Annotated in this window: 15 protein-coding genes; 3 read left to right on the forward strand and 12 right to left on the reverse strand. The window is 31.6% G+C overall.

The features are described from left to right. The first annotated feature begins 78 nt into the window (after positions 1 to 78). Together Q0893_RS17210 and Q0893_RS17215 are read left to right on the forward strand one after the other, a co-directional pair. Positions 79 to 1,161, forward strand: coding sequence for a sensor histidine kinase (locus tag Q0893_RS17210; protein ID WP_299278010.1), 1,083 nt, complete (start codon positions 79 to 81; stop codon positions 1,159 to 1,161). A 2-nt stretch (positions 1,162 to 1,163) separates the two neighbouring features. After that, positions 1,164 to 1,919: a LytTR family DNA-binding domain-containing protein gene (locus tag Q0893_RS17215; RefSeq protein WP_298903812.1), complete on the forward strand. Its 756-nt coding sequence runs from the start codon at positions 1,164 to 1,166 to the stop codon at positions 1,917 to 1,919. Between the two features lie 196 nt (positions 1,920 to 2,115). Here the strand turns inward: Q0893_RS17215 and Q0893_RS17220 are convergent, their stop codons facing one another. The 12 genes from Q0893_RS17220 to Q0893_RS17275 form a co-directional block, all read right to left on the reverse strand. Next, positions 2,116 to 2,553, reverse strand: a complete 438-nt coding sequence (locus Q0893_RS17220; RefSeq protein WP_299278015.1) for a DUF695 domain-containing protein — start codon at positions 2,551 to 2,553, stop codon at positions 2,116 to 2,118. Between the two features lie 450 nt (positions 2,554 to 3,003). Continuing rightward, positions 3,004 to 4,305 carry a DUF6602 domain-containing protein gene (locus tag Q0893_RS17225; protein ID WP_299278018.1) on the reverse strand — a complete coding sequence of 434 codons (1,302 nt, stop codon included), beginning with the start codon at positions 4,303 to 4,305 and terminating at the stop codon, positions 3,004 to 3,006. A gap of 170 nt (positions 4,306 to 4,475) precedes the next feature. Beyond that, complete coding sequence (locus tag Q0893_RS17230) at positions 4,476 to 5,279, reverse strand: phospholipase D-like domain-containing protein (RefSeq protein WP_299278020.1); 804 nt, start codon at positions 5,277 to 5,279, stop codon at positions 4,476 to 4,478. A 469-nt stretch (positions 5,280 to 5,748) separates the two neighbouring features. Further along, on the reverse strand, positions 5,749 to 6,510 hold the full coding sequence (locus Q0893_RS17235; RefSeq protein WP_299278023.1) for a hypothetical protein: 762 nt from the start codon (positions 6,508 to 6,510) through the stop codon (positions 5,749 to 5,751). Between the two features lie 144 nt (positions 6,511 to 6,654). After that, on the reverse strand, positions 6,655 to 7,356 hold the full coding sequence (locus Q0893_RS17240; protein WP_299278026.1) for a hypothetical protein: 702 nt from the start codon (positions 7,354 to 7,356) through the stop codon (positions 6,655 to 6,657). A gap of 156 nt (positions 7,357 to 7,512) precedes the next feature. Then, positions 7,513 to 8,097: a CHAP domain-containing protein gene (locus Q0893_RS17245; RefSeq protein ID WP_299278029.1), complete on the reverse strand. Its 585-nt coding sequence runs from the start codon at positions 8,095 to 8,097 to the stop codon at positions 7,513 to 7,515. A gap of 168 nt (positions 8,098 to 8,265) precedes the next feature. Next, the gene (locus Q0893_RS17250) at positions 8,266 to 8,619 is read right to left on the reverse strand and encodes a hypothetical protein (RefSeq protein ID WP_299278033.1); all 354 of its coding nucleotides are present in this window, start codon (positions 8,617 to 8,619) and stop codon (positions 8,266 to 8,268) included. 217 nt (positions 8,620 to 8,836) lie between these two features. Further along, entirely contained in the window at positions 8,837 to 9,301 is a 465-nt protein-coding gene (locus tag Q0893_RS17255) for a hypothetical protein (RefSeq protein WP_299278036.1), read from the reverse strand. Positions 9,302 to 9,783: 482 nt separating this feature from the next. Further along, on the reverse strand, positions 9,784 to 10,368 hold the full coding sequence (locus tag Q0893_RS17260) for a hypothetical protein (protein WP_299278039.1): 585 nt from the start codon (positions 10,366 to 10,368) through the stop codon (positions 9,784 to 9,786). 145 nt (positions 10,369 to 10,513) lie between these two features. Further along, positions 10,514 to 11,098, reverse strand: a complete 585-nt coding sequence (locus Q0893_RS17265) for a hypothetical protein (protein WP_298903494.1) — start codon at positions 11,096 to 11,098, stop codon at positions 10,514 to 10,516. Positions 11,099 to 11,882: 784 nt separating this feature from the next. Further along, positions 11,883 to 12,491, reverse strand: coding sequence for a hypothetical protein (locus tag Q0893_RS17270; RefSeq protein ID WP_299278044.1), 609 nt, complete (start codon positions 12,489 to 12,491; stop codon positions 11,883 to 11,885). A 1,126-nt stretch (positions 12,492 to 13,617) separates the two neighbouring features. Next, positions 13,618 to 14,007, reverse strand: coding sequence for a hypothetical protein (locus tag Q0893_RS17275; RefSeq protein ID WP_298903800.1), 390 nt, complete (start codon positions 14,005 to 14,007; stop codon positions 13,618 to 13,620). 1,004 nt (positions 14,008 to 15,011) lie between these two features. Here Q0893_RS17275 and Q0893_RS17280 point away from each other — a divergent pair. Then, positions 15,012 to 15,350 (forward strand): hypothetical protein, encoded by a 339-nt coding sequence (locus tag Q0893_RS17280; RefSeq protein WP_299278048.1) that lies wholly within the window; start codon positions 15,012 to 15,014, stop codon positions 15,348 to 15,350. Positions 15,351 to 15,448: the final 98 nt, after the last annotated feature.

The following is a 15,448-nucleotide window of genomic DNA, read 5'->3' on the forward strand; positions in this document are numbered from 1 at the left end:
TGTTGTGAGTGACATTTAAAGATTTTAATGACAATTTAGAATTAGGTTAACCACATTTTATTTGGCTACTTTTATCTTATGAAAATTTTGAGAAGAAATAAAACAGATATTCCTAAAAAATATATCTACATAATTGCGTTACTTTTTATGGTAACTGTTATAATGCAAATAAATAGTACCGAACAAATTACTAATACAGGTTTTTTTATACGTCGCATAGTTTTATTTAGTTCTATTTATTTTTTATGGGCGTTATTGCTTGACTACATAAATGCATTAGTAAAGTCTTTTGAAAAAGAAAGGTCTGTATTAATACAAGTTATTGAGCGTTTAGTATCACTAGTTTTACTTGTTCTATTTAATTTAGTAATCACTAATGTTATTTATTACGTCGTTCCTTTAATTTTTAAGAGCATGACTGTAACTGATGTTTATCTTGACTTTCAGCCTTATATCTTAAAATCAATAATTATACGTTGCATTGATGTTATTATTATTGGTTTTATCCTTAAGGTTGTATATGGATATCAGTCGTTACAAAAACAAAAATTACAAGTTGTTTCACTTGAAAATCAATTACATATTTCTCAATTAGAAACTTTGAGAAATCAGTTAGATCCTCACTTTTTATTTAACACCCTACATACGCTTAATACGCTCATTGGTTACGATGATAAAAAGGCAAGATCTATGGTTATTAAGATTACTAATTTATTGCGTAAAATTTTAGACAAAAGAGATAGACAACTTATCACATTTGATGAAGAAATAGATTATTTTAAAAATTATTTAGAAATTGAAGAAGAACGCTTTCATGATAGATTAGAAATTCAAATAAATGTTGAAGATGTAACAAGAGAAATAATGGTGCCCACCCTAATTCTTCAGCCTTTAATAGAAAATGCGTTTAAGCATGGCATTGGACAGTTAGAAGGTAAAGGAACCATTAAGCTAAAAGCTTTTAGAAAAGATAATAACTTTATTATTAGCTTATCTAATACTATTAATAATAATAAGTCAAACGTTTCAATATCTACAAAATTTGGACTTAAAAATTTAGATATGCGATTGCAGCAGGTTTATGGAGATAATTATATTTTAGATACTAAAGAAGGAATTGAGGATTATATAGCTATCATAACTATTAAAAATATAAATTAATTATGCGTTTATCTATTTTGGTTGTAGATGATGAACCACATGCAAGAAGACATATAAAAAGCTTAGTTGCAAGAGATCCAGATGTGGAGGTGATTTATGAATGCAAAAATGGAAAGGAAGTTCTTGAATTTTTAAAGCATCAAACACCAAGTGTCATTTTTTTAGATATTAATATGCCTGGAATTAGTGGCGTAGAGTTAGCTGCTCAATTAAAAACAGCAAATTCGCTTATCATATTTTCTACAGCGTATGATGAGTATGCACTCAAGGCATTTGAGTTAGAAGCTTTTGATTATTTATTAAAACCTTATGAAGACGATCGTTTTTTAGAAGTTTTAAAGCGGGCTAAAGGCGAAGTTGAAATAAGGCAGCAAGCAGAATTTAGTCAAAAATTTACGTCATTATATCACGAATATAATAACAACATATCACCACATTTAACAGAATTCAATATAAAAGAAAAAGGATTTGTGCATAAAATACATGTGGAAGATGTTCTTTATATTGAATCGAGTACAATCTATGCGGTATTGCACATAAAGGATAAGAAACTACTTTATAGAGTTGCGTTAAATTTATTAGCAGAACAATTACCAAATAATTTCATTAGAGTGCATAGGTCATTTATAATTAACACTAACTTTATAAAGGATTATAAGTATTTAAATAACAATACCTTTATGATTACAATGGCTAATGACGATGTAATTATTTCTAGTAGAAAATATAAAGGAATAATATCTAAAAGTCTGAATTAACAAAAAACCGTTAAAATGAAATTACTTAGCTTCTATTCAGGGTGGATCATAATGAAGCATTACGGTCTTGTGTATGATTTCGTTGCGTTAGCACTAAGTTAGCAAATTAACAGAAACTTATTGTTCAGCAGCGTAGGAAATTCCGAGTAGGAATTTAGCCGCAATGAGCTATACACGTTGTTGAGGTGTTGTTTTTTTATTTCGGTTCAAGTTCATAATTCTCTAAAATTCCAGTATATAATTCCCAGTCAATGTCCTTATCGTTTGATATTTCAATTGGCAGTTTTTTAAATTCCTTTAACGCTTTATTAATTCGCTTTAGAAATTCAGGAACAGATTTGGTATAAAAAATCGAAGAACGAATTCCGTCGTGAGTATAAACAATTGTTAGAACGGATTGCAAGTCAGGTTCCAAATTTTTAACGAGAGCGTCTTCCACTTTCTGCATAAAGATATTCTCTTCTGGTGTTGGAATTCCATTTTCAGTTTGGGTTTCAAAAGTCCATACGAATTCAATATGTTCAGAATATTGTTTTGAGTCAATAAAGTTCTTTAAATGCTGTCTTCCACGAATAATTACTGGTTTTCCGTTATTTTCAGATTCTCCACCAAACCAAGTGTCATTCAATTCCAATTTATTTTCGTTTGACTGGGAAAATAAAGAGCCAAAGTTTAAAACTAATATTAATGGTGAAATTCTTTTCATTGATTTGGTCAAATTACGTACAACGTGTTCGTGTATGGTTTACCTTCGGTGATTATTTTCCCTAGTTCGTTTTTACTGGCGTCATTTTTTTCAAAATGCCGAGTAAAAATCTACTAGCTTTAATAGTTGATTGCGTTGGTTAGAACTAAGTTAGTAAAAGAAAACGAACCAGAGGAAAATCCGTAGGATTTTGCTTGCGCCAGTTCGCTTCGCTCGTGTCCGAGTACGTACAGAACTAGCAATTGGTTATACGTGTTGTTACCATACATTTTTATTCAGTTTTTAATTAATTCAGATTTTCATTCTGAACTACAATATAGTGAATTGTAAGAAAAGATCCTTCGCTTAGCCAGCAGTAGCAATTAATTATACACGTTGTTAGCTGCTGCTTTTTCTATCTTTTATAAATTTAGTAACCCACTTAGTAAGTCTGCCGCTCTTGTTTTCTCCTGCAATTGTTCTACCATCTGGTAAGAACACACATTGACAATTGTCGGTTAATAATTTCAATTGATTATTTTCTGTAAAAACTAAACCTGTCTCTTTCAATCTTTTAATAAAATCATTTAGAGAATTATAATTACCGTCTTTAATTACAAATTTTTCTAAATCTTTATCTTCTTTTAAATTTATAGATGAATTTTTGCATAGTTCTTGAATAATAACATACTGTTCTTTGTCTAAGAATGTTGGAGTCCATTCAACAGGATTAGAAATCTCTTTTAAAGATTCTTCGTTAAAACCTCTATAATTGTACTCCCAACCCAATAAGTCTCGGTTAAACTCATTCACGCGACAATCAATGTATAATTTTACAGGTTCTATTGATAAATCGTCTCCGAATATATCAATAGGAAGAAATTTATATTTATAAGATAATCTAGTCCATATAGTTTCAAGCAGAAAGTACACTGGATTATATGAAGAACTTGCGTAAAAACTCCACCAATTATCCTTGTCCACAGGGTATCCAAAAGGATTTCCATTTACTTTATTCAACGAGAATTGCCCACAAATTATTAAATTTGGAAAGTTTTGAGGCCCAAAACCGTGCTTTATATTTTTTATATCATGAGTTACGTTTTGACCTAAATAGTCTACAAATGATTCTCTCAAATTATACTCACTTTTAAACCCGTTATAACCCCAAACAATTCTAACTGGTAGAACGACTTCTGATATTAATGAATAATAAATACCTTCTTCTTGAATTGTATAGTTTTTATTTTTAATTATGGATAAATCTTTTCTAGTAATAGATCTGAAACCGTCTCTTAGTAGTCTAAATTTATAATCTTCAAGTTTTTCTGTGTCATAATAATCCACTAGGTATTTTAAATTAGAGTAAGCATCTTTAATATCTTTAGAAAACAGATTTTTTTTAACTTGAATTATTGCAATTACTTTTTCTGCCGGAAATTTATAGCGATCTGTATAAGGAATTTTTTCACCTTCACCATCCACTAATAAAACATCAAATTCAGTGTCACAACCTTTGATAAAACTATTCTTAACAATTCTTAATTTTAAATCTTTAAATATCGCTTTAGTTAAAATGGATTCTGTCAATCCTTCGAACATTGTTCCAATGGTAGTAGGATGCTTAATTTGTTGTTTATTCAGAATATCCGTTTCAGCTATAAGAAATTCATTTAATAAATCGGAAATTGTATTTATCATTTCAATTAATACGGATGTCAGTTTAAGTTGCAGCTAACGTGTTTGTGTATGATTTCGTTGCGTGTTTTAGCAACTAAATTAGCAAATACAAACCGAATAGAAAATCCGCGAGGATTTTCGTAAGTAGGCGAGTACTAGCAATGAATTATACACGGTGTTACCTGCTGGTCTTATTTTATTAATTCGACAAATTCAGTCGCAAATTTTTCAGCCAATTCTCGGCTATTATCAATAGAAACAGTTTCCTTATTCCATCTGGCTTTATTAGTCCAATTATAAGAACCGTGAATAATCGTTTTTAAGTCAATTATACAGAATTTATGATGCATAATGTTTTTATAAATTCCAGTTGGTTTAAATCGTTTTGTTTCAAAAAACTTTTCATAATCAATTCCGTATTTTTTATTGATTTCGTCATCTAAAACGACAATCCTTATACTCAAACCTTCTTTTTTCTTTCTATACAGTTCTCTTAACAAGTCTTTATCTGTTAACCAAGCTACTGCTAACCAAATCGAATATTTTGCATTCTGTATCTGTTCTATTATTTGGGCTTGAATTTCCTCAAAATGAATTTCCACTTCAATTTCATCAGGTAAGTCCGAACCAATTATTTTATATCGTCCGTCAATTTCGTCTAACCGATATCCATCCTGCTGTAAAAGAGGATTTATTTTTCCGACAGCAACTTTGATATCCTTGTTTTGGTCATTTGCAAAATGTCTTGGGTCAAAAACAATTTCCAGCAATTTAATCAATTGTTTCGTTCCGTTTATTTCATATAACTTTTCTATTACATAACCATTTCTGCTCAAAGAGTTCGGCATTCCACCATCTCCCCATTTATAAACATCTTTAAAGCCAACTTTATTAAAAAGTTTTAAAATATTAGGTCCAGAAAGTCCAGGTGTCAGTTGATTGTCACCCGAAATAAATTCTTTGATGCTTTCTATTGTTAAGTCAGATAGTTTCATTTGAGTTCAACTTGCAGGTAACTTGTTTGTGTATGGTTTCGTTGCGTAGAGACTAAGATAACAAATAAAGAGAGACCTATTGTTCATTGCGCTGATTTTCCGTGAGGAAAATCAGCGCAATGAACAATACACGTTGTTATGTACTGTTGCAACAGAACAGAGTAAGAACGTGTTACCACAACCAATCTAAGGTAAAGTGAGCAAGAGTAAGCACATAAAGTAGTAAACGAGCTAACGCAAGGAATTTTGAGTAATCAGTTTTCGCCGAAATGAGCTAACGTAAAGAGAGTATGAGTAATTTACAAGAGTGAGAAGTTGCAATTGTACCTAACGTGTTCGTGTATGGTTAGTTGCGTTAGCTAGGTCTAAAATTAGTAAAAGAAAACGAACCTGAGGAAAATCCGTAGGATTTTCCGAGCACACACAGACCGAGCAATTGATTATACACGTTGTTGTACACTTTTATTAGCTAGTTACCAAGCTCTTTTTGATAACTTAACTTAAAAGTTTTTCTGTTTTTAGTTAGACTTTCAATTTCATTCAATAAAGAGTTGTATTCCTTAAACTTACCTTTATTTTTCATCCAATTTTTAGGTGTATTCATTCCATTAAAATTGATTGTATTAGGATAAAACCATACTAAAGTTATTTTTTCATATGCACCAATTGATCCTCTGCTAGTTTCAAGAGGGAAAGGATAATTAGATTCTAATAACAACTTTGAAAATTTTCTTAGTACCACATCAATTTTGTCTATTGATTGTGTACTAAATTCATATTCGATCATTTCTGCGTATGGAAATGCAGACACCGACATTTCGGAAACGGTACTCCATGGAAGAATCATTTCTTTAACATAGTTGAATTTGACATTGACATTAAGCATTGAAATTTTTTTCACAGCATCGTTAAATACTTGATCAGAATTGGCCATTGTAAACACTTTTCGATAATCATTTAATGTTAGAATGCTTTTTAGGTTATCACTGAAATTAACAATCAAATACTCTCCTTTTTCTGTTTTATAAGTTAACCAATCATATTCATAATCAATTTTGAACTCTTTGGCTTTATCTGCAATTGTTTTTAAATGTTTTTGAAAATTTGTATCATCCTCTTCGTCGACGTTTAATAAAGTCAATTGAGTGCAAATCTCAATATCCTTTTGAGTGATTGAAGATTGACTAAATCCTAAGTTTGAAATTAATAATATTAGTAGAAGATTTTTCATTCCTAATAATTGTGTACAACGTGTTCGTGTATGGTTCAGTTGCGTTGGCTAGGACTAAGTTAACAAACAAAAACGAACCAGAGGAAATTCCGTAGGAATTTCCGAGTACACACAAAACGAGCAATTGATTATACACGTTGTTAGCTAACGTTTTTTTATTAGAGTTATACCTCTTTTTATATCTTGAGAATAAGATGGATATGATTGTTGAATTTTTTTATTTATAATCATTATAGAATCAGATAAAAACATTACATGCCATAACTCATCAACTAATCCAATATTTATGGGGTTTTCCAGTTCGAGAGATATGAATTCTGAAGTATCGTTTATTTGAATTTCAGATTCTGTTTTATTATAAAAATCGTACTTAATTTTATTTTTAGCAATTGTATAACTTGGAGGCCAATTTGATTTTATCCTTTCAATCGGAGGAGGAGGGAAGTCCGAAGAATCAGTGCCTAAATATCTTTCTTCAATCCAAACGCCAAATAATTTTTCTTTTTTCCAACGAGGCTTTCTTTCCTCCATTTTGACAATAGTTTCAACGCGATGAATATGCGTACATTCAAAATTCCCTTTATTAATTTCTTTAATTCCAAAAACATCGTCATCTAGTATCAAGAAACTGGCTTGGTCATAATTAGAAATTCGCCAAGGAATATTTTTTTGATAATATTCAATCGCATGATAAGTAGAGTCTTGAAAATCAATGACTAAAGTGTCAGTAGAGCGTTCGAATGTTAAATTAAATGTTTTGTTTTGAATTTGATTTTTTAAAACTGAGTTTTTGTTACAACTAGTCAATGTTAAAAACAAAAGTAAAAATATTGTCAGTCTGTTCATATTCAAATGTTTGCTAACGTGTTCGTGTATGATTTGTGCGGCTGAGAATCCGCAGGATTTTCAGTTGTTGCAAATCAGTTCTTTAAATATATACATTTTAATTGAAGTAGGAGGTTAGCATTAATTATACACGTTGTTGTACCTAGTACTTTTTAGTTACTTTCTCAGCCAACCTAAAATTCGGTCATTATTAATTCGCCAATTCCCATCTTCGTATATTAGTTCATATTTTTCTCTTGAGTCTCCAAATGGACCTGGATTTTGCTGTATGATTTCAACTTCTTTTCCGTCCACTTTTGAAACGATTGAAACGTGTCCATATTTATTAAGAGTCGTTCCTGAATAAATGATTAAATCGTTTGCTTTCGGTTTAGATTTACTTGGATTAGTATATTGAGTTAAATTTCGCTGTTTATTTGTTTTTCCATCTTTTACATTAGGATCAAAAAAGTCTTTTGCGTGTCCATAACTATCTGGCATTTTGTGATTCAGTTCTTCGAAGTAGTATCGTTTTACAAATTCTACACATTGATATTTCAATCCGAGATTATATCCATCTTTGGTCAACTCTCGTCCATCAACATTTCCAACTCCACCATTGAAATAAACCACAACTCCGTTTAAACTATCAATTTTTTGTCCAACGTCGTAATTCGGATTTAGATTTATTTTTTTGGACGCAAAAAATCCGATTGCAAGTAAAATCAGTATTCCAAATATGATAAAAATCCGTTTTTTCAATTTAATAGCGAAGGTTTTCTTGTATTAGGTACAACGTGTTCGTGTATGGTTAGTTGCGTTGGCAAGAACTAAGTTAGCAAAAGAAAACGAACCAGAGGAAAATCCGCAGGATTTTCCGAGTACACACAGAACAAGCAATTTACTATACACGTTGTTGTAATGCGTTATTCATTCAACACGCTTTATATTTAATCTAGCAAGTGATCCACCAAGATAAATACCAATTGGAATACATACAGCAAAAATGCTATAGAATTCCTTCGTAGCAATTGCATTAAAAATTAAAGTCAATAAGAATATTACTGCAATTATTTTAATAAAAATGGTGAAGAGCATAATCATCTTTCTCTGTAACTTGAAAATTGATGATTTTGAGTTTTTTTTCACCCATTTGAACTGCATAGTTAATCCACGTGATAAAAAGAAATAGAACATAAAGTATCCAATATTGATTACTGATGCAGCAGAAATCCGTTCGCTCAATTCTAATTTTTTGGATAAGAATAAGAGTAAAATACTCATTAGCAGATTAATTACTGCAAACCTTCGAAAAAGGAGTTTAACTTTGATTTCCGTCATTTCCTCAAATGCATTACAACGTGTTCGTGTATGGTTCAGTTGCGTTGGCTAGAACTAAGTTAGCAAAAGAAAACGAACCAGAGGAAAATCCGTAGGATTTTCCGAGTAATCATTGCACAAGCAATGAACTATACGCGTTGTTGTACAACGTATTTAATATTTAAAAATCAATTTCATTAAGATTTTCAATTCCGTTTTCTTCGATTGATATGACAAGTTTTAGTTGACTTAGCATTATATGCTTTTCTGCAATCTCTGACAAAAATTCCCAGCTTTTAGAGTCAGGCACAAAAAACGGTTCAGGTAGATTAAATTCAGCTTTTGATTTGGAATAATATATAATTGTTTCGAATCCGTTTATATTCAGTTTTTCCGTCTTAAATTCAGCTGATTTAGATTTCAAAGGATTTAACGTAACATATGTCTTATAATTTTCTTCGTTTAGTTTCTCTGATTTAACATGCAATGAAACTTCTCTAGAATATGTTCGAAATTTAAGAGAGTCATTTTCAATTACGTGTTTTACAATTTTTTCCGCAATTCTTTTTTCAATAACATGAGAATCCGCTTTTTTGCATCCAGAAATTCCAAATAGTAATATTATGAGGATTTTCACTTTATTCATTTTAAACGTTTTTCAGAGTTCGTTTGGATATGTTGTACAACTTGTTTGTGTATGGTTTCGTTGCGTAGAGACTAAGATAACAAATAAAGAGAGACCTATTGTTCAGCAGCAAGGATTTTCCGTGAGGAAAATCAGCGCAATGAACTATACACGTTGTTATGTACTGTTGCAACACAACAGAGTAAGAACGTGCTGCCGCAATCAAGCTAAGGTAAAGCGAGCAAGAGTAAGCACATAAAGCCGCAAACGAGCTAATGCAAAGAATTTTGAGTAAGCAGTTCTCGCCGAAATAAGCAAACGTAAAGAGAGTATGAGTAAGTTACAAGAGTGAGAAGTTGCAATTGTACCTAACGTGTTTGTGTATGGTTAGTTGCGTGTTTGAGCAACTAATTTAGTAAACAAATACGAACCAGAGGAAAATCCGTAGGATTTTCCGAGTACACACACAACCAGCAATGAACTATACACGTTGTTGGCAACTGTTATTTTAATTGTTTCAATAATTTCCATATTTCACCACTTCCTTTTTCAATAAAAACAATTCCTTTCCCTTCTTGATAAATAATTTTATTTACACAATAACTGTTTGTCTTACAAGTTTCAAGATTTTTACTTGCATTATTTTCAAAAATATATTGTTTGCCATTTTTTCCTGTAAGAGAAAATTCTTCATTAAAAGGATAAATTGTCAATTTTAACTCATTGTCAAATTCAGTTTTCATATACAAAATATCAACTGATAAATTGATATTTTGATTTTTGAGTTTATTCATTTCGTAATTTGGATAAGTTGAAAACCTTTTTCCAAAGTCTCTTCTTGTTGAAATGGTATCAGACTTTACAACCTTTTTTCTAAACCAAAAATCAAAGTTTGGTTCATATCCATTAGGGTAATTTTTAAATATTATAAGAGTATCAATGTTACCAATATTACTTTCATAAAGGTAAAGCTGTTTGTTTTTATAAATTATGTTATTTCTTTCTTCCTTCGTAATTATAACTTTCTTGTATAAACAAGACTGCAAAAACAAAATCGAAAAAAATATTAATAATCTGTGAGTATTCATAATTGTTGCCAACGTGTTCGTGTATGGTTAGTTGCATTGGCAAGAACTAAGTTAGTAAAAGAAAACGAACCAGAGGAAAATCCGTAGGATTTTCCGAGTACACACAGACCAAGCAATTGACTATACACGTTGTTGGCAATAGTATTTAATGTTCAAATTTTGGATATTTTTTATATTCCTTAAGTATTTTTTCTTTATCAGTTTCCGATAATCCAAAGTCTGAAGTTGAATCTGGAGGAAATGGAGGCACGTCATCAGCAATATTCAGCACGTAATTGCTTACATATTTATTTAGTGTCATAGCTGTTCCGATACAACCTGATTGGTAATAAACCAAATCAGTAGTGTCTCTAATAGCTTTCAATATATATTCCGTTTTTTTATCAAAATTCTTTCTTCGTATAAGTCCTTCGTGAGCAACTGCTTTAATAGTTCCACTTGGAAAATCAGTTAATTTAATTAATTCAGATTCAGTCGCATTATTAATAATCCAAACTCTACTTATAATTGATAAGTCTTTTCCATTTCCTTCGATTCTGCTTGAGATAGATTGATGTTTATAGACACTAATAGAATCTTTTATTTCTGTTCTTATTCCATCCCAATTGAAAGACCAACTTTTTTCATAACCAGATGTGGAAATTAAAATAAGCGATATGCCAATTACTGATAAAATTGGAAAAATTATCGAAAATCGATTACGATTATTAATATTCCTACGGTTTCTCATAATATTATTGCCAACGTGTTCGTGTATGGTTTCGTTGCGTCTGCACTAAGATAGCAAATAGGAGCGAACCCATTGTTCAGAAGCGACAGAAATTCCGATAGGAATTTCCGAGCAATGAACTATACACGTTGTTATATGCTGTTGCGAAACAGAAGAGTAAACACATATTGCCTCAAGGACGCTAGGAATAGGCGAGCAAGAGTAATCACATTTAGTTGTAAGTAGCTCACGTTTTGCTATTTGAGTAAGTACGTATTGCCACAAACAAGCTAACGTACAGAGAGTATAAGTAAGTAGATAAATTGAGTTTGAGTGAGAATGAGCAATTGCTTGTAACGTGTTCGTGTATGGTTAGTTGCGTGTTTGAGCAACTAATTTAGTAAACAAATACGAACCAGAGGAAAATCCGTAGGATTTTCCGAGTACACACACAACCAGCAATGAACTATACACGTTGTTATGTACTGTTGCAACACAATAGAGTAAGAACGTGTTACCACAACCATTCTAAGGTAAAGTGAGCAAGAGTAAGCACATAAAGCAGTAAACGAGCTAACGCAAGGAATTTTGAGTAATCAGTTTTCGCCGAAATAAGCTAACGTAAAGAGAGTATGAGTAAGTTACAAGAGTGAGAAGTTGCAATTGTACCTAACGGTCTCGGCTATGAGTAGTTGCGTGGTTTAGCGGTTAACTTAGCAAGTAAATACCAAACTGAAAATCCGCAAGGATTTTCAGAAATAGGCGAGAACAAGCAATTACTTATAGCCATTGTTGTAGCACGTTTTTATTCGAAGGTTGAGTTTTTCCACGCATTCATTAATTCATTCTTTTCTTTATCATTGAAATAATTTAAGTTCACTCCAAAATCAAGTCCATTCATATATCTGCAATATAAATCTTGATAAAGAATAATTTCGCCTTTTTGATTATAAACAGTTATTTTGTATAAATCAAATTCCAAATTGTCGATTATTTCTTTAGAAGAAGCTGTGTCTACTTTAATTCCGTTTTGTGCGTAAGTATTGTAAAGTATTTCCTTAACAATTTTCTTTTGGTCTTCATATTCTCCATCATATTCAAGTTCAAATTTTTCAGAGGTTGCTGAAAAAACGTGTCGTCTATCTTTTTGAAAACTTATAAGTTGTTTTAGACCGCTCACATCGTAGTCAATTCCGTTCGCTTCGTTTATCGCTTTTAGTCCTTTATCTTCTCTTTTTTGTGATTCTCCTCGTTGAGTAACATTCCAACCTTTTGGTATTTCGATTGTCCAACCAATTTCGTTGCTGTGATATTTATTCTCATTGACCGTTCCTTCATCGACTTGTTTATTTGGGTCAGTTTTACAAGAAGCAAATAGGATTAATGTCAAAATTATTAAAAGGTTTATTCTCATATTCTCGGTTTTCTTAAATGTGCTACAACGTGTTTGTGTATGATTTGTGCGGCTGAGAATCGGCAGGATTTTCAGTTGTTGCAAATCAGTTCTTTAAATATATACATTTTAATTGAAGTAGGGGGTTAGCATTAATTATACACGTTGTTATGTGCTGTTGCGAAACAGTAGAGTAAACACGTGTTGCCTCAAGGACGCTAGGAATAGGTGAGTATGAGTAATCACAGTTAGCCGTAAGTAGCTCACGTTTTACTATTTGAGTAAGTGCGTATTGCCAGACACTAGCTAACGTACAGAGAGTATGAGTAAACAGATAAATTGAGTTTGAGTGAGAATGAGCAATTGCACCTAACGTGTTTGTGTATGGTTAGTTGCGTTGGCTAGCAACTAAATTAGTAAAAGAAAACGAACCAGAGGAAAATCCGCAGGATTTTCCGAGTACACATAGAACAAGCAATTGACTATACACGTTGTTATGTACTGTTGCAACAGAACAGAGTAAGAACGTGTTACCACAACCAATCTAAGGTAAAGTGAGCAAGAGTAAGCACATAAAGTAGTAAACGAGCTAACGCAAGGAATTTTGAGTAATCAGTTTTCGCCGAAATAAGCAAACGTAAAGAGAGTATGAGTAAGTTACAAGAGTGAGAAGTTGCAATTGTACCTAACGTGTTCGTGTATGGTTTCGTTGCGTTTGCACTAAGATAGCAAATAGGAGCGAACCCATTGTTCAGAAGGGACAGAAATTCCGATAGGAATTTCCGAGCAATGAACTATACGCGTTGTTATATGCTGTTGCGAAACAGAAGAGTAAACACGTATTGCCTCAAGGACGCTAGGAATAAGCGAGCAAGAGTAATCACATTTAGTTGTAAGTAGCTCACGTTTTGCTATTTGAGTAAGTACGTATTGCCACAAACAAGCTAACGTACAGAGAGTATGAGTAAGTAGATAAATTGAGTTTGAGTGAGAATGAGCAATTGCTTGTAACGGTCTTGGCTATGGTTTCGTTGCGGAATGGTTCGGTAGAACTATTCCGTCGTAAATCAAAGTTAGCAAATACGCAGGAATTTCCGAGAGGAAATTCCGCCGCAATGAACTATAGCCGTTGTTGTGTACAGTATTTTTATTTTTTGTATTTATAATATTCAATTTCTTTTTTGTCCGTTATCAAAATCAGTTTGTTAGAATTCAAGTATTTCAATTCCGAAACCCAATTTTCGTAAGGATAAGTGAATTTGATTTTAAATCCACCGTCATATTTAATTATTTCCACAAATGGTTGGACTTCAAGTTCAATTAATTCGTCACCATTTTCGGCAATTTCTATTTCCGATAAATGACCTTTTCCATTTTCAAACCAATATTCATAAATAGTATTAGATTCGTCATTTTTTTCTTTCCACTTTCCGCTCAAATACGATTCAACTTCTTTTTCCGATTCACAACATTTCAAATGCTGTCCGAGTAAAGTTAGAGGTAAAAAAGTCAATATTAGAATCAGTGTTTTTTTCATTTTAGAGTTTCGTGGATATTGTACACAACGTGTTTGTGTATGATTTGTGCGGCTGAGAATCGGCAGGATTTTCAGTTGTTGCAAATCAGTTCTTTAAATATATACATTTTAATTGAAGTAGGGGGTTAGCATTAATTATACACGTTGTTATGTGCTGTTGCGAAACAGTAGAGTAAACACGTGTTGCCTCAAGGACGCTAGGAATAGGTGAGTATGAGTAATCACAGTTAGCCGTAAGTAGCTCACGTTTTACTATTTGAGTAAGTGCGTATTGCCAGACACTAGCTAACGTACAGAGAGTATGAGTAAACAGATAAATTGAGTTTGAGTGAGAATGAGCAATTGCACCTAACGGTTTTGTGTATGGTTAGTTGCGTGTTTAAGCAACTAATTTAGTAAACAAAAACGAACGCGAGAAAATTCCGAAGGAATTTTCCAAATAAGCACTTGCCATAGCAATTAATTATACACGTTGTTGTAACACGTTTTTATTCCGATTATGACTTATGATTCCGTACATTTTAGTTTGTACAAATCTAACTGCTTTTTGTAATAATTGAACTGTCTAGCTGAGAAACCTAAGCAGAAAAGAAATGGTGTTAATAGACTTAATTTCGGAAATTCTAAAGTACCAAATTCGATATTTGTGAAATCCCAATTGTTGACTTTTAAATAAAAAAGATAAAAAACAATAATTCCCAAAAAAATTAAAATTAAAGAAATAAGAATTCTGAATTCCCATTTTTCCATTTCCTTTTTATAGAATTTGATGTTCTTTTTTATTTCACTTTTTTTAGCCATTCAGTTATATTATCTCCATACAAAGATAAATTTCAACTGTTTGATATTCAAGTGTTTTGGTTAAGAGTTATAAACACGGTTTTAGAATATAATTTTATATTTTAGTTCGTATATTAGCAAAGCATTATAAAATATGAATTTTTATATTTTATTTTATGAATATGTGTTTTATATTCTAATTATTGTTGATAACTTCTATTATTATGAAATTATATATCGTTAAAGGAATTGAGATTGACAGGAAAAAATCAGTCAGTACAAGTGAAAAAATAAATAGCTTTATAGGTTATTATTCAAACCTTAAAGAAGTTTATAGTCAGTTCGAGCGTAAAACTGTGAAATCATATTCTTCTATTGCGAATAAAATTAATGAGACCAACCACTATATTACTTATGATTCAAAATTTTCAATTGATGAGAAAATGATGAAGTTCCAACAAATCATAATTGAAAGAGTTCAAGTTAATAGAGTTTATAGTAAATCTAAATATATAAATTTAAATCCGTTGATTGCTCAAGAGTTGAGTGACTTCAGGTTTTAAGAACGGATTTTGAGTTTTTGCTCAAATGTGTTACAACGTGTTCGTGTATGGTTTCGTTGCGTTGCCTAGGAACTAAATTAGTAAAAGAAAACGAACCA

It is taken from the genome of uncultured Psychroserpens sp. (assembly GCF_947494225.1).
In the GTDB taxonomy this organism is placed as follows: Bacteria; Bacteroidota; Bacteroidia; order Flavobacteriales; family Flavobacteriaceae; genus Psychroserpens.

Coding starts and splice junctions, on each gene's coding strand:
- Q0893_RS17210 (WP_299278010.1), top strand. CDS start 79: ATGAAAATTTTGAGAAGAAATAAAACAGATATTCCTAAAAAATATATC.
- Q0893_RS17215 (WP_298903812.1), top strand. CDS start 1,164: ATGCGTTTATCTATTTTGGTTGTAGATGATGAACCACATGCAAGAAGA.
- Q0893_RS17225 (WP_299278018.1), bottom strand. CDS start 4,305: ATGATAAATACAATTTCCGATTTATTAAATGAATTTCTTATAGCTGAA.
- Q0893_RS17230 (WP_299278020.1), bottom strand. CDS start 5,279: ATGAAACTATCTGACTTAACAATAGAAAGCATCAAAGAATTTATTTCG.
- Q0893_RS17235 (WP_299278023.1), bottom strand. CDS start 6,510: ATGAAAAATCTTCTACTAATATTATTAATTTCAAACTTAGGATTTAGT.
- Q0893_RS17240 (WP_299278026.1), bottom strand. CDS start 7,356: ATGAACAGACTGACAATATTTTTACTTTTGTTTTTAACATTGACTAGT.
- Q0893_RS17250 (WP_299278033.1), bottom strand. CDS start 8,619: ATGAGTATTTTACTCTTATTCTTATCCAAAAAATTAGAATTGAGCGAA.
- Q0893_RS17255 (WP_299278036.1), bottom strand. CDS start 9,301: ATGAATAAAGTGAAAATCCTCATAATATTACTATTTGGAATTTCTGGA.
- Q0893_RS17260 (WP_299278039.1), bottom strand. CDS start 10,368: ATGAATACTCACAGATTATTAATATTTTTTTCGATTTTGTTTTTGCAG.
- Q0893_RS17265 (WP_298903494.1), bottom strand. CDS start 11,098: ATGAGAAACCGTAGGAATATTAATAATCGTAATCGATTTTCGATAATT.
- Q0893_RS17270 (WP_299278044.1), bottom strand. CDS start 12,491: ATGAGAATAAACCTTTTAATAATTTTGACATTAATCCTATTTGCTTCT.
- Q0893_RS17275 (WP_298903800.1), bottom strand. CDS start 14,007: ATGAAAAAAACACTGATTCTAATATTGACTTTTTTACCTCTAACTTTA.
- Q0893_RS17280 (WP_299278048.1), top strand. CDS start 15,012: ATGAAATTATATATCGTTAAAGGAATTGAGATTGACAGGAAAAAATCA.